The following is a 14,366-nucleotide window of genomic DNA, read 5'->3' on the forward strand; positions in this document are numbered from 1 at the left end:
CGAAGTAAGCAAGATCAAAAGATCGTCCGAAGGCTCGGGCCGCGTTCGGACGATCTTTTGATTTTTTGCATCAATACCAGCGAGCTTCACCCGGCGGACGCTTCTTGAAGCGCTTCATGCTCCACATGTACTGGCTCGGATACGCCCGCACATAGCGCTCGACCACCTGGCTCATGGCCGCGCAAGACTCCGCGGTATCGGTGCTGTACATGGCTTCTGGCGCGGCTTCGAGGATCACTTTGTAGCCCGAACCGTCGGGCAGACGCAGGGCGTGCAGGAACACGCCGACCGCTTTGCCACCCGCGAGCATGTTCGGCACGAATTTACTGGTCAAGGCCTGAGTGGCAAAGAACGGCACGAAGATCCCGGCGGATTCGGCCGGTTCCGGGTCAGCCGGAATGCCCACTGCCCCCCCTTTGCGCACTTCCTTGATGACGCTGAGGATGCCTTCCTTGGTGGAAGCAGCGACCTTGTTACCCAGTTGCACCCGCTGCTTTTGCAGCAATTCATCCACCGCCTTCAATTTGGGCGGACGGTAAAAAATGATCGGTTTGCACTGGCTGCAGTAGAAGTGGTTGAGCACTTCCCAGTTGCCCAGGTGGCTGGTGATGCCGACCACGCCTTTGCCGGAGGCGAGGGCGTCCTTCAATATGTCGAGGCCCTCGACCTCGCGCACCAGGTCGATGGAGCGCTGGGCCGGCCAGATCCAGGCACAGGCGCTTTCGGTCAGGGACTTGCCGATATCCTTCAGGCTCTGGCCCACCAGGCGTTCACGCTCGGCGGGGTCCATGTCCGGAAAGCACTTGGACAGATTGATCCGTACCACGTCGCGGGAACGGTTCGGGGTTTTCCACATGACCCAGCCAATTGCCGAGCCCACGGCCTGCACGGCCCGCCACGGAAGCAGGGCAAACAGCCGCAGAGCGCCTACCAGCAAGGCGCCTTTCAACTTATCCACAGGTCACTCCTGATCTTGTGCTGTGCGCGAGGCGGCCATTCTAACCGGCGTTCGCCAGCTGCGCGTAGCGGTCGCAATCGCGGGTGTGATCCATGACCATGCCCGAGGCCTGCATCAGCGCGTAGCAAATGGTCGGCCCGACGAAGGTGAAACCGGCTTTTTTCAAGCCTTTGCTCATTTCCACGGCGGGCGGCGTCACGGCCGGCACTTCGCTGCGATCCTTGAAATGATTGATCACAGGCGTGCCACCGACGAACGACCAGAGAAATTCCACCGGGTCCTCCAGCGCCAGCCAGGCCTGGGCATTGCGCCGGGCCGCGTTGAGCTTGAGGCGGTTGCGGATGATGCCCGGATCGAGCATCAACTCGTCGATTTCGGCATCGCTCATCTGCGCCACGCGCTGGACATCAAAACCGAACATCACCTGACGATAATGCTCGCGTTTGCGCAGCACGGTGATCCAGGAAAGGCCGGCCTGGAACCCTTCGAGCAAAAGCAACTCGAACAATCCCTGCGCATCGCGTAGCGGCGTGCCCCACTCCTGATCGTGATAAGCCATGTACAGCGGATCTTCGGAACACCAAAAGCAGCGTGGCATAAGGCTCCAGGGGGCGTGCGCAGCCATGAATCGGGTATACTCCCGCTCTTTAAATCGCAGCCCAAGAAACAGGTGAATTTCGTGAGCCAGCCTACGCCAGCCGTGCGTACCTTCCAAGACTTGATCCTCGCCCTCCAGCAATACTGGGCCGAGCAAGGTTGTGTGGTACTTCAGCCCTACGATATGGAAGTAGGCGCCGGCACTTTCCACACTGCTACATTCCTGCGCGCCATCGGCCCGGAAACCTGGAACGCCGCCTACGTGCAGCCAAGCCGCCGTCCGACTGACGGCCGCTACGGCGAAAACCCGAACCGTCTGCAGCACTACTACCAGTTCCAGGTGGTCCTGAAGCCGAACCCGGACAACTTCCAGGAACTGTACCTGGGCTCCCTCAAGCACGTCGGCCTGGACCCGCTGGTCCACGACATCCGCTTCGTCGAAGACAACTGGGAATCGCCGACCCTTGGCGCCTGGGGTCTGGGCTGGGAAGTCTGGCTCAACGGCATGGAAGTGACCCAGTTCACCTACTTCCAGCAAGCGGGCGGCATCGAGTGCTATCCGGTGACCGGCGAGATCACCTACGGTCTCGAGCGCCTGGCCATGTACCTGCAAGGCGTGGACTCGGTCTACGACCTGGTCTGGGCTGATGGCCCGTTCGGCAAAGTGACCTACGGCGACGTGTTCCACCAGAACGAAGTGGAGCAGTCCACTTACAACTTCGAACACGCCAACGTCGACAAGCTGTTCGAACTGTTCGATTTCTACGAAAGCGAAGCCAAGCGCCTGATCGAACTCGACCAGCCGCTGCCGTTGCCGAGCTACGAAATGGTGTTGAAGGCTTCCCACACCTTCAACCTGCTGGATGCGCGCCGGGCGATCTCGGTGACCGCGCGTCAGCAATACATCCTGCGTGTACGCACCCTGGCGCGTTCCGTTGCGCAAGCCTACCTGCTGGCTCGTGCCAAGCTGGGCTTCCCGATGGCGACCCCGGACCTGCGTGATGAAGTACTGGCCAAGCTGGAGGCTGCACAATGAGTGCTCTGGATTTTCTGGTTGAACTGGGCACTGAAGAACTGCCACCCAAAGCCCTGAACACCCTGGCCGAGGCGTTCCTCGCCGGTATCGACAAGGGCCTGCAAGCCGCCGGCCTGAACTACGAAAGCAAAACCGTTTATGCCGCCCCGCGCCGCCTGGCCGTGCTGATCACCGCACTGGCCACCCAGCAGCCGGACCGCAGCATCAACCTCGACGGCCCGCCACGTCAGGCCGCGTTCGATGCCGAAGGCAACCCGACCCAAGCGGCACTGGGCTTTGCCAAGAAGTGCGGCGTCGATCTGAGCGAAATCGATCAGAGCGGCCCGAAGCTGCGCTACAGCCAGAGCATCGCCGGCAAGGCGACCGCGAGCCTGCTGCCGACCATCGTCGAAGATTCCCTGAACGACCTGCCGATCCCGAAACGCATGCGTTGGGGCGCGCGCAAGGAAGAATTCGTTCGTCCGACCCAATGGCTGGTGATGCTGCTCGGTGACCAGGTCATCGATTGCACCATCCTCGCCCAGAAGGCCGGCCGCGATTCCCGTGGTCACCGCTTCCACCACCCGGAAAGCGTGCGCATCGGCTCGCCGTCCAGCTACCTGGCCGACCTGCGTGCCGCCTATGTGCTGGCCGACGCCAACGAGCGTCGCGAGATCATCAGCAAGCGCACCGAAGAGCTGGCCACCCGTCAGGAAGGCACGGCAATCGTTCCGCCAGCCCTGCTCGATGAAGTGACCGCGCTAGTCGAATGGCCAGTGCCGCTGGTGTGCTCGTTCGAGGAACGCTTCCTCGATGTGCCGCAAGAAGCGCTGATCACCACCATGCAGGACAACCAGAAATATTTCTGCCTGCTGGACGCCGACGGCAAGTTGCTGCCACGTTTCATTACCGTGGCCAACATCGAGAGCAAAGATCCACAGCAGATCATCGCCGGTAACGAGAAAGTGGTTCGCCCACGCCTGACCGACGCTGAGTTCTTCTTCAAGCAAGACAAGAAGCAGAAGCTCGAAGACTTCAACCTGCGCCTGCAAAACGTGGTGTTCCAGGAAAAACTCGGCAGCGTCTACGACAAGGCCGAACGCGTTTCCAGACTGGCCGCGTTCATCGCTCCACACATTGGCGGTAACGCTCAATGGGCGGCGCGTGCCGGTCTGCTGTCCAAATGTGATCTGGCGACCGAGATGGTCGGTGAGTTCCCGGAGATGCAAGGTGTCGCCGGTTACTACTACGCCCTCAACGATGGCGAGCCGGAAGATGTCGCGCTGGCGCTGAACGAGCAATACATGCCGCGCGGTGCCGGTGCTGAACTGCCGACCACCCTGACCGGTGCGGCCGTGGCGATCGCCGACAAGCTCGACACCCTGGTCGGGATCTTCGGTGTCGGCATGCTGCCCACCGGTAGCAAAGACCCGTATGCCCTGCGCCGTGCCGCGCTCGGTGTGCTGCGGATCCTGATCGACAAGAAGCTCGACCTCGACCTGACCGACGCCGTGGCCTTCGCCGTCAACTCGTTCGGCAGCAAGGTCAAGGCTGCCGGCCTGGCTGATTCGGTGCTGGAGTTCATCTTCGACCGTCTGCGTGCCCGTTACGAAGACGAAGGCGTCGACGTCGCCACCTACCTGTCGGTACGTGCCCTGAAACCGGGTTCGGCCCTGGATTTCGATCAGCGCGTACAAGCGGTGGAAGCGTTCCGCAAATTGCCGGAAGCCGCTGCACTGGCCGCGGTGAACAAGCGCGTATCGAACCTGCTGAGCAAACTCGAAGGCAGCATGCCGACCACCGTCGAAGCCAAGTACTTCGACAACGCCGCCGAGTTCTCCCTGTACTCGGCGATCCAGCAAGCGGATCAAGCGGTGCAGCCAATGGCTGCGACCCGTCAGTACAGCGAATCGCTGGCGCGTCTGGCCGCCTTGCGCGAGCCGGTCGATGCGTTCTTCGAAGCCGTGATGGTCAATGCGGAGGACGCAAAAGTCCGCGCCAACCGTTATGCATTGCTGGCGCGTCTGCGTGGTTTGTTCCTCGGCGTTGCCGACATTTCGCTGCTGGGTTGAGGGACTGCTGTTGAAACTGCTGATTCTCGATCGGGACGGGGTGATCAATTACGACTCCGACGCTTACATCAAGTCGGTGGAGGAGTGGATTCCGCTCCCCGGATCAATCGAGGCCATCGCGCAGTTGAGCAAGGCCGGCTGGACGGTAGCGGTCGCTACCAACCAGTCGGGCATCGCTCGCGGCTATTACGACCTCGCCACTCTGGACGCCATGCACGAGCGCTTGCGCGCGCTGGTGGCGGAGCAGGGCGGTGAAGTCGGCCTGATCGTCTACTGCCCGCACGGGCCGGACGAAGGCTGCGATTGCCGCAAGCCGAAACCCGGGATGTTGAAAACCATCGCCGCTCATTACAACGTGTCGCTGACCAATCTCTGGTTCGTCGGCGACAGCCTTGGTGACCTGGAAGCCGCCAAAGCCGTCGATTCACAGCCAGTTTTGGTAAAGACCGGGAAAGGCGAAAAGACTTTGGGCAAGACCCTTCCGGTAGGCACATTGATTTTTGACGATCTGGCGGCGATTGCCGCAGAACTTATCCACAAATGCCCTTGAGTAAGTGTGCGCTTCGATTGGTCCTGACCAGGGATGAAAGGGAAGTGCGCTTTATATAGGACGGGCAATTCCCGCAACGGTAAACGTCACCATGTCGATATTGCAGGCCATCAGAACCTTCCTCTTTTACCTGCTGCTGGGCACCAGCTCCTTGCTGTGGTGCAGCCTGAGCTTTTTTATCGCGCCGTTTCTGCCATTCAAGGCAYGTTACCGCTTTATCAACGTGTACTGGTGCCGCTGCGCCTTATGGCTGAGCAAAGTGTTTCTGGGTATCCGCTACGAAGTGAAGGGTGCCGAGAACGTACCTGAACGGCCTTGCGTCATTCAGTCGAACCACCAGAGCACGTGGGAGACGTTCTTTCTCTCTGCCTACTTTTCACCGCTGAGCCAGGTGCTCAAACGTGAATTGCTCTATGTGCCGTTCTTCGGTTGGGCCATGGCCATGCTGCGACCGATCGCCATCGATCGCGACAACCCGAAAGCCGCACTCAAGCATGTTGCGAAGAAGGGCGATGAACTGCTCAAGGACAATGTCTGGGTGCTGATCTTCCCTGAAGGCACGCGCGTTCCTTTCGGCACCGTCGGAAAGTTCTCGCGCGGTGGCAGCGCATTAGCGGTCAATGCCGAATTGCCGGTGCTGCCGATTGCGCACAACGCAGGCAAGTTCTGGCCGAAAACCGGTTGGGCGAAGAAGCAGGGCATCATCACTGTGATCATTGGCGAGCCGATGTATGCCGAAGGCAACGGGCCACGAGCCATTGCCGAATTGAACGACCGGGTCCAGGCGTGGAACGAGCAGATGCAACGGGAAATGGGCTCGCTGCCACCGGCTCCGCAAGCGCCGGTTTCAAACGATCAGGTGGCTGTCTGAGATTCTGTGGATAACCTGTGTACCGTTTCATTGAAAACCGTCGTTATTTGTACGTAACTTTATGATTTTTTTACATATTTCTCAGAGAGATAAAAACCATAAAAACGTGCATAAGTTTTTTTCGGACGTAAAAAAACCGGCTGATATAGCCGGTTTTTTTATGCCCGGAGCAATCGCTGACTGTCGACCTGGATCGCTCGCTTTCATTCTGTAAACAGCGGAAATTGCAGCCTGAATGTCGTGCCCTGACCCACCTCGCTCTGACACTCGACTCGCCCGCCGTGCCGATCCACAACGGCTTTGACCATCGATAATCCCAATCCCACACCATCGATACCCTGGGCGGAAGAAAAGCGTCGGTATTGGCTGAACAGTTCGGGTAACTCCTCAGCGGCGATGCCTTTGCCCTGATCGATGAGCTCACAGATCAGCCAGCCGTCGCGTTGACTGACGCGCAAATGGATACGAGTACCTGAAACACTGTACTTGATGGCATTTTCCAGCAGATTGAACAACGCCCGAGTCAGCAGCGCCTGATCCGCCAGAACCAGACTTTCCTGGGCCTCCTCTTCCACTTGATGAACCAGTTCGATCTGTTTCAGCTGCGCGATGGGCAGCGCTTGATCGAACACATCCAGCACCAGCATCGCAAACAGGCTCGGCTGAAACTGATAAGCCTCGGACTCGGCCCTCGCCAGTTGTACGAAACCGTCAGTCAGTTCCAGGGCCCGGCGCACCTGCCTTTCGATTTGATCGAAGAGTTGCAGATCACCGCCCACCTGATGACGATGCACATCGAGCAGCGCGAGGATGGCCGAGTGGGGTGCCCGCAGGTCGTGGGACAGAAAACGCAACAGGACTGCGCGTTGCTCTTCTGCATCACGTTCGACACTCAGATCAGTCAGGTTCCACAACCAGCCGACAGGGGTTTCCCCGTCTACTGGTAACAGCTCGGCACGCTCCAGACGCAGGCTACGCTCCTTGAGGTCGCGAAACTCAAGCAGCGGCAGTGTCGATAAAGGCGAACCCGGCCTGCGGCTCATATCCGGGTAACCGAGCCGTTCAAGTCGCTCTAGCACATCATCACCGACCAGATTCCCACCAAACAGGTCACGGGCCTTGCGGTTGCCGAGCAGAATCTGCCCTTGGGGATCGCTGATCAACGTGGCCACCGGCAAGTACTCCAGACCATCGGCGATGAATCGGTGGGTATCGCGGGTCAGGCTCATGGCTTGTTCCAGCGCCATGATCTGCTTCTGCAAACGGTCGCCACCGGGATACTGGGCACGACGGCGCTCCGGAAACACTTTCGGCTCGCTGTCCAGCCGCGCCAATTCCCAACCGAAATAGGTCAGCACCACACTGAGGCGCCGCCAGTTCCAGATCAGATAACCAAACAGCATACCCAGCACCGCAGGCGTCGGTGACCACCACCAGCGCTTGAGCTCCGCGAGGCCAGCGCTGGTCAGCAACGCACAAGCCATCCCCGTGAGCGTCAGCCAGAGCGCCAGGCGTGGGCGCCACAGCAACAGCCCAAGCACGCACGTCACCAGACCAAGGGAAAGCCATGCACTCAAGCCTGGGGATGCATCGCCCAAGTTGATTTGCGCGCGATAGGACAGCAACGTTGTCAGCGGCAACAGCACGAGACTTATCCACAACCACTCGCGGACCAATTGCCGAAACAATCGCTGTACCTGGCTTGGCTCTCGGCTTTCACGGCGGCGTTGGTCAAACATGGCCAACAGGGCAGGGCGGGGTGAATGGTTTCATGATTCCTACGCCAGAGGTGTCGACTCAAAGAATCATAGCGGACGCCGCGACCAACGGCGGGCCGCTTGCTTTCACTGTATCGATTGAGCCGCTATCGTCGATAAAGAGCTGCCCAAGCGACAAGGAATCACCGTGTATGCGCATTGCGATTCTGGACGATGAGCCCGCCGAACTGCGCCGGGTCGAACAAAGCCTGCAACAGATGGCCGAAACCGGAGAGCAGCCGTGGGCGCTGCACAGCTTCGAACGGGCCGAAGACCTGTTGCGCCAACTGCGTCGGGAGACCTTCGACCTGCTGATCCTCGACTGGCAACTTCCAGACCGCACGGGTTTGTCATTGCTGCTATGGACCCGCGAACATATGGAAGCGCCGCCGGCGGCAATCATGCTCACCAGTCGCGACGGCGAAAGCGATATCGTTCAGGCCCTGAATGCTGGCGCCGACGACTACGTCAGCAAACCGTTCCGCCCCAATGAACTGAAAGCCCGTGTTGGCGCGGTTCTGCGCCGACATGGCCAGCAGCGCGCGACTGCCGAAGGGTTGAGCTTCAATGATCTGGTGTTCGACGACGCCGAACTGACCGTCACTCGCGACGGCAAACCGATCGTCATGACCGAACGCGAATACCGCCTGGCGCATTGCCTGTTCAGCAACCTCGGTCGACCGCTGTCGCGGGATTACCTGTACGAACGACTCTGGCCCCATGAAGAAATGTCGTCGTCGCGACCGCTGGACACTCACATCTATCGCCTGCGCAACAAACTTGGGCTGACGGCGGATCGCGGTTGGCAGTTGCTGACGATTTATGGGTATGGGTATCGGTTGGAGAGTGTGGCGTCGGCGAGCGAGTGAAACGCAGGTAATAAAAAAGGCCAATGCAAATGCATTGGCCTTTTCGTTGGCGTCGAYCGGGATCAGAAGTCCAGGTTGGACACCGCCAGGGCGTTGCTTTCGATGAAGTCACGACGAGGTTCGACCGCATCACCCATCAGGGTGTTGAAGATCTGGTCCGCGCCAATGGCGTCTTCGATGGTCACTTTGAGCATCCGGCGCTGGCTTGGGTCCATAGTGGTTTCCCATAGCTGATCCGGGTTCATTTCGCCCAGACCTTTGTATCGCTGGATGGTGTGACGCTTGGTGCTTTCAGCCATCAGCCATTCAAGGGCTTCCTTGAACTCGGTCACCGGCTTCTTGCGCTCGCCACGCTGGATATACGCGCCGTCGTCCAGCAGGGTGCTCAGTTGAGCGCCGAGGGAAACAACAGTCTTGTAATCGTTGCTGCCGAAGAAGTCGCGGTTGAAGGTGACGTAGTTCGACAGGCCGTGGGAGATCAGTTCGACCTCTGGCAGCCAGACGTTACGTTCACGGTCTTCACGCAGGCTGGCTTTGTAAACCAGGCCGGACTTCTCGACGGTGCGCAGGCGAACTTCGTACTGAGCCAGCCAATCTTGCATCGCTGCGTGATCGGACAGTTGCTCCATGCTCACCGCTGGCAAGTAGATGAAGTGCTCGGTCAGCTCCTGTGGGTACAGGCGCGACAGACGCTTGAGGGTCTTCATCACCAGACGGAAGTCATTCACCAGACGCTCAAGTGCTTCACCGGAAATGCCAGGAGCTTCTTCGTTCAGGTGCAGGCTCGCATCTTCCAGGGCCGACTGCGTCATGTACTCTTCCATGGCGTCGTCGTCTTTGATGTATTGCTCTTGCTTGCCTTTCTTCACTTTGTACAGCGGCGGCTGAGCGATGTAGATGTAGCCGCGTTCGATCAGCTCCGGCAACTGACGGAAGAAGAAGGTCAGCAGCAGGGTACGGATGTGCGAACCGTCGACGTCAGCATCGGTCATGATGATGATGTTGTGGTAACGCAGCTTGTCGATGTTGTACTCGTCGCGGCCGATGCCGCAGCCCAGCGCGGTGATCAAGGTGCCCACTTCTTGCGAAGAGATCATCTTGTCAAAACGCGCCTTCTCGACGTTCAGGATCTTGCCCTTCAGCGGCAGGATGGCTTGGGTCCGACGGTTACGTCCCTGCTTGGCGGAGCCGCCAGCAGAGTCACCTTCCACGAGGTAAAGTTCAGAAAGGGCAGGGTCTTTTTCCTGGCAGTCGGCCAGTTTGCCCGGCAGGCCGGCGATATCCAGCGCACCTTTGCGACGGGTCATTTCACGGGCTTTACGCGCCGCTTCACGAGCACGCGCCGCATCGATCATCTTGCCGACGACCAGCTTGGCTTCGTTCGGGTTTTCCAGCAGGAAGTCGGAGAAGTACTTGCCCATTTCCTGTTCGACCGCGGTCTTCACTTCGGAAGAAACCAGCTTGTCTTTGGTCTGGGAGCTGAACTTCGGATCCGGTACTTTCACCGAAATGATCGCAGTCAGGCCTTCACGGGCATCGTCACCGGTGGTGGCAACTTTGTGCTTCTTCGCCAGGCCTTCTGCTTCGATGTAGGTGTTGAGGTTACGCGTCAGCGCGGAACGGAAACCCACCAGGTGAGTACCGCCGTCGCGCTGTGGAATGTTGTTGGTGAAGCACAACAGGTTCTCGTTGAAGCTGTCGTTCCACTGCAGGGCGATTTCCACGCCGATGCCGTCTTCGCGCTGAATGTTGAAGTGAAACACCTGGTTGACCGCAGTCTTGTTGGTGTTCAGGTATTCAACGAACGCACGCAGGCCGCCTTCGTACTTGAACAACTCTTCCTTGCCGCTGCGTTCATCCTTGAGGACGATGCCGACACCGGAGTTGAGGAAGGACAGTTCACGAATCCGCTTGGCCAGGATGTCCCAGCTGAAGTGGATGTTCTTGAACGTCTCGGCCGATGGCTTGAAGTGAATCTGGGTGCCCGTGGTTTCACTCTCACCAACGATTTTCATCGGTTCTTGTGGAACACCGTGGACGTAAGTCTGTTCCCAGATTTTACCGCTGCGGCGAACGGTCAGGACCAGTTCTTTGGACAGTGCGTTCACCACCGACACACCTACACCGTGCAGACCACCGGATACTTTGTAGGAGTTGTCGTCGAACTTACCGCCGGCGTGCAGCACGGTCATGATGACCTCGGCTGCCGAAACGCCTTCTTCTTTGTGCACGTCTACCGGGATGCCGCGACCGTTGTCACGAACGGTGATGGACTCATCCGGGTGAATGATGATGCTGATGTCGTCGCAGTGGCCGGCGAGAGCTTCGTCGATCGAGTTATCGACCACTTCGAACACCATGTGGTGCAGACCGCTGCCATCGTCGGTGTCACCAATGTACATACCGGGACGTTTGCGTACGGCATCCAGGCCTTTCAGCACTTTAATGCTCGTTGAGTCGTACGTATTTTCTTCGCTCAATGCCTTCACTCCCGATGGTCGTGGGTCTGGGTGATACGGCCCTGTTCCACGTGGAACAGAGCGACTGGCGTTTCCGTCTGCCAGCCTTCCCTCAATAATTCGTGATCTACACAGGTGATAAAGACCTGGCAGCGTAAGTCTTCCAACAAGCGGCAAAGCGCACGACGGTGGTGCTCGTCCAGCTCGGACGGCAAGTCATCCACCAGATAAATACATTGACCGCGCCGAGCCTGGCTGACCAAGTGCCCTTGGGCAATCCGCAATGCGCAAACCACCAACTTCTGCTGGCCACGGGACAAGATGTCCGCGGCGTTGTGCGCACCCAGTCTGAGACGCAAATCAGCGCGTTGTGGTCCGGCCTGGGTATGCCCCATTTGCTGGTCCCGCTGAAGAGACCCAGCGAGCACAGCACTCAGTTCACGGTCCTTGTCCCAGCCGCGGTAATAGCTGAGCGTCAAGCCTTCAAGCTCAACCAGATCGCTCAAGGTTTGTTCAAAGACTGGTTTCAAGGCTTTGATATAAGCGCGGCGGTATTCATCAATTTCAGCGCTGGCCTGGCACAGTTCCCTGTCCCAAACCGCTTGCGAAACGGCGTCAAGTGTACCATGCCGCAGCCAAGAGTTTCTCTGGCGCAGGGCCTTCTGCAAGCGCTGCCAGGTTGACATGAAGCGCGGTTCCACGTGGAACACGCCCCAGTCGAGAAACTGTCGGCGAATTTTCGGCGCACCTTCCAGCAATCGAAAGCTGTCCGGATTGATCAGTTGCAGCGGAAGGATCTCGGCCAGTTGCGCGGCACTGCGTGCGTTCTGCCCATCGATACGGATCTGGAATTCACCTTGGCGATCCCGTGAGATGCCCAGGGCGCTATGCCCTCCCTCCGCCAGTTCAACCTGGCCAAATACTGTACAGGCAAGCTGTTCGTATTGAATGACCGGCAACAGACGGGTGCTGCGAAACGAACGGGCAAGCCCCAGCAGATGAATGGCTTCCAGAACACTGGTTTTGCCGCTGCCGTTGGCGCCGTAAAGAATATTGATGCGGGGGGAGGGGGAGAAGGTCACCGGATGCAGATTGCGCACCGCGGTGACCGAGACGCGACTTAAGGACATCTAGCTTCTGCTGAGCAAGATTACAGACGCATCGGCATGACAACGTAGGCCGAGTCGTCGTTATCCGATTCCTGCACCAGCGCGCTACTGTTGGAGTCGGACAAGATCAGACGAACCTGCTCGGTGGTCATCACGCCCAGTACGTCGAGCAGGTAGCTCACGTTGAAGCCGATTTCCAGAGAGCCACCGTTGTATTCAACGCCCACTTCTTCTTCCGCTTCTTCCTGCTCCGGGTTGTTCGCCTGGATCTTCAGCTGACCGCTGGCCAGTTGCAGACGGATACCACGGTACTTCTCGTTGGACAGAATCGCGGTACGGCTGAACGCTTCGCGCAGCGCCTGGCGATCGCCCAGTACCAGCTTGTCGCCGCCTTTAGGCAGAACACGCTCATAGTCCGGGAATTTTCCGTCGACCAGCTTCGAGGTGAAGGTGAACTCACCGGTGGTGGCGCGGATGTGGTGCTGACCCAGCACGATGCTGACATTGCCGTCTGGCTCGGTGAGCAGACGAGCCAGCTCGAGGATACCTTTACGCGGCACGATGACCTGGTGACGATCCGGCTGACCGATATCGGCCTGCATCGAGCACATGGCCAGACGGTGACCGTCAGTGGCCACGGCGCGGATCACGCCAGCGGACACTTCCAGCAGCATGCCATTAAGGTAGTAACGCACGTCCTGCTGGGCCATGGCGAAGCTGGTGCGCTCGATCAGACGACGCAGTTTGCTTTGCTCCAGGCTGCAGGTCAGCGAACCCGGGCCTTCTTCCACGGTAGGGAAATCGTTGGCCGGTAGTGTCGACAGGGTAAAGCGACTACGGCCGGCTTTGACCACGAGCTTCTGCTCATCGACCTTGATGTCGATCAGCGCATCGTTCGGCAGGCTTTTGCAGATGTCCATCAGCTTGCGCGCCGGCACGGTGATGGAACCCGGATCCGCCGGCTCTTCGAGTTGAACACGACCGACCAGCTCGACTTCCAGGTCGGTACCGGTCAGCGACAATTGCTGGCCTTCGACAACCAGCAGCACGTTGGAAAGCACCGGCAAGGTCTGTCGGCGCTCGACGACGCCTGCGACCAGTTGCAGGGGTTTCAACAGGGCTTCGCGTTGAATGGTGAAATGCATGGTCTAGTCCCTTGCCTTAATTAGCTGCGCTGGTATTCATCAAGTGGTCAGTGTACGCAGCAGGTTCTTGTAGTCCTCGCGGATGTCCGCGTCGGATTCCTTAAGTTCGTTGATCTTGCGGCACGCGTGCAAGACCGTTGTATGGTCGCGACCGCCAAACACATCGCCAATTTCCGGCAGGCTGTGGTTGGTCAGTTCCTTGGACAACGCCATGGCGACCTGACGCGGACGAGCGACCGAACGCGAACGGCGTTTGGACAGCAAATCGGATATCTTGATCTTGTAGTACTCGGCGACGGTGCGCTGAATGTTATCCACAGAGACCAGTTTATCCTGCAACGCCAACAAGTCCTTCAGGGATTCGCGAATCAGCTCGATGGTGATATCGCGGCCCATGAAGTGCGAGTGCGCGATCACGCGTTTGAGCGCGCCTTCCAGCTCACGTACGTTGGAGCGAATGCGTTGGGCAATGAAGAACGCGGCGTCGTGCGGCAACTCGACTTTGGCCTGATCGGCCTTCTTCATCAGGATCGCCACGCGGGTTTCCAGCTCCGGCGGCTCGACCGCTACGGTCAGGCCCCAGCCAAAACGGGATTTGAGACGTTCTTCAAGGCCTTCGATTTCCTTCGGGTAGCGGTCACTGGTGAGAATGACCTGCTGGCCACCTTCGAGCAGGGCGTTGAAGGTGTGGAAAAACTCTTCCTGGGAACGCTCCTTGCGGGCAAAGAACTGAATGTCATCGATCAGCAATGCATCCACCGAACGGTAGAAGCGTTTGAACTCGTTGATCGCGTTCAGTTGCAGAGCCTTGACCATGTCCGCCACAAAACGCTCGGAATGCAGGTACACCACCTTGGCATTCGGGTTCYTCTTTAATAGATGGTTACCCACAGCGTGCATCAAGTGGGTTTTACCCAGGCCGACGCCACCATAAAGGAAGAGCGGGTTGTAACCGTGCTTGGGG

At 58.7% G+C, this 14,366-nt stretch carries 12 protein-coding genes; 5 read left to right on the plus strand and 7 right to left on the minus strand.

Features of this window, described 5'->3' with window-relative positions:
- Nucleotides 1-70: 70 nt before the first annotated feature.
- Both AC1DVH_RS18730 and tag read right to left on the minus strand, forming a co-directional pair.
- Entirely contained in the window at nucleotides 71-958 is an 888-nt protein-coding gene (locus tag AC1DVH_RS18730) for a lysophospholipid acyltransferase (protein ID WP_477755065.1), read from the minus strand.
- A 40-nt stretch (nucleotides 959-998) separates the two neighbouring features.
- Nucleotides 999-1,556, minus strand: a complete 558-nt coding sequence (tag, locus tag AC1DVH_RS18735) for a DNA-3-methyladenine glycosylase I (RefSeq protein ID WP_477755066.1) — start codon at nucleotides 1,554-1,556, stop codon at nucleotides 999-1,001.
- An 81-nt stretch (nucleotides 1,557-1,637) separates the two neighbouring features.
- On the opposite strand from tag, the gene glyQ reads away from it, so the two are divergent.
- From glyQ to AC1DVH_RS18755, 4 genes are all read left to right on the plus strand, one after another.
- Nucleotides 1,638-2,591, plus strand: coding sequence for a glycine--tRNA ligase subunit alpha (glyQ, locus tag AC1DVH_RS18740; RefSeq protein ID WP_003187265.1), 954 nt, complete (start codon nucleotides 1,638-1,640; stop codon nucleotides 2,589-2,591).
- A complete protein-coding gene (gene glyS / locus AC1DVH_RS18745; RefSeq protein WP_477755067.1) occupies nucleotides 2,588-4,642 on the plus strand; it encodes a glycine--tRNA ligase subunit beta in 2,055 nt (684 codons plus the stop codon). Before glyQ ends, glyS begins: the two co-directional genes overlap by 4 nt.
- A gap of 4 nt (nucleotides 4,643-4,646) precedes the next feature.
- Nucleotides 4,647-5,192: a D-glycero-beta-D-manno-heptose 1,7-bisphosphate 7-phosphatase gene (gene gmhB / locus AC1DVH_RS18750; protein WP_477755072.1), complete on the plus strand. Its 546-nt coding sequence runs from the start codon at nucleotides 4,647-4,649 to the stop codon at nucleotides 5,190-5,192.
- Nucleotides 5,193-5,283: 91 nt separating this feature from the next.
- Nucleotides 5,284-6,063 carry a lysophospholipid acyltransferase family protein gene (locus AC1DVH_RS18755; protein WP_477755068.1) on the plus strand — a complete coding sequence of 260 codons (780 nt, stop codon included), beginning with the start codon at nucleotides 5,284-5,286 and terminating at the stop codon, nucleotides 6,061-6,063.
- 203 nt (nucleotides 6,064-6,266) lie between these two features.
- Here the strand turns inward: AC1DVH_RS18755 and AC1DVH_RS18760 are convergent, their stop codons facing one another.
- Nucleotides 6,267-7,802 (minus strand): sensor histidine kinase, encoded by a 1,536-nt coding sequence (locus AC1DVH_RS18760; RefSeq protein WP_477755069.1) that lies wholly within the window; start codon nucleotides 7,800-7,802, stop codon nucleotides 6,267-6,269.
- 170 nt (nucleotides 7,803-7,972) lie between these two features.
- On the opposite strand from AC1DVH_RS18760, the gene AC1DVH_RS18765 reads away from it, so the two are divergent.
- Entirely contained in the window at nucleotides 7,973-8,689 is a 717-nt protein-coding gene (locus AC1DVH_RS18765; RefSeq protein ID WP_477755070.1) for a response regulator transcription factor, read from the plus strand.
- A 62-nt stretch (nucleotides 8,690-8,751) separates the two neighbouring features.
- On the opposite strand, the gene gyrB is transcribed toward AC1DVH_RS18765, so the two are convergent.
- The 4 genes from gyrB to dnaA all read right to left on the minus strand — a co-directional run.
- Nucleotides 8,752-11,169, minus strand: coding sequence for a DNA topoisomerase (ATP-hydrolyzing) subunit B (gene gyrB, locus AC1DVH_RS18770; RefSeq protein WP_057397325.1), 2,418 nt, complete (start codon nucleotides 11,167-11,169; stop codon nucleotides 8,752-8,754).
- A gap of 5 nt (nucleotides 11,170-11,174) precedes the next feature.
- Entirely contained in the window at nucleotides 11,175-12,278 is a 1,104-nt protein-coding gene (recF, locus tag AC1DVH_RS18775; RefSeq protein ID WP_007985068.1) for a DNA replication/repair protein RecF, read from the minus strand.
- A gap of 20 nt (nucleotides 12,279-12,298) precedes the next feature.
- The gene (gene dnaN, locus AC1DVH_RS18780) at nucleotides 12,299-13,402 is read right to left on the minus strand and encodes a DNA polymerase III subunit beta (RefSeq protein ID WP_007969885.1); all 1,104 of its coding nucleotides are present in this window, start codon (nucleotides 13,400-13,402) and stop codon (nucleotides 12,299-12,301) included.
- A 39-nt stretch (nucleotides 13,403-13,441) separates the two neighbouring features.
- Nucleotides 13,442-14,366: chromosomal replication initiator protein DnaA (gene dnaA / locus AC1DVH_RS18785; RefSeq protein WP_477755071.1), on the minus strand; the 925-nt coding region annotated here is incomplete at its 5' end.

The organism is Pseudomonas sp. P4_C3 (assembly GCF_056402075.1).

Coding starts and splice junctions, on each gene's coding strand:
- tag (WP_477755066.1), bottom strand. CDS start 1,556: ATGCCACGCTGCTTTTGGTGTTCCGAAGATCCGCTGTACATGGCTTAT.
- glyS (WP_477755067.1), top strand. CDS start 2,588: ATGAGTGCTCTGGATTTTCTGGTTGAACTGGGCACTGAAGAACTGCCA.
- AC1DVH_RS18760 (WP_477755069.1), bottom strand. CDS start 7,802: ATGTTTGACCAACGCCGCCGTGAAAGCCGAGAGCCAAGCCAGGTACAG.
- AC1DVH_RS18765 (WP_477755070.1), top strand. CDS start 7,973: ATGCGCATTGCGATTCTGGACGATGAGCCCGCCGAACTGCGCCGGGTC.
- recF (WP_007985068.1), bottom strand. CDS start 12,278: ATGTCCTTAAGTCGCGTCTCGGTCACCGCGGTGCGCAATCTGCATCCG.
- dnaN (WP_007969885.1), bottom strand. CDS start 13,402: ATGCATTTCACCATTCAACGCGAAGCCCTGTTGAAACCCCTGCAACTG.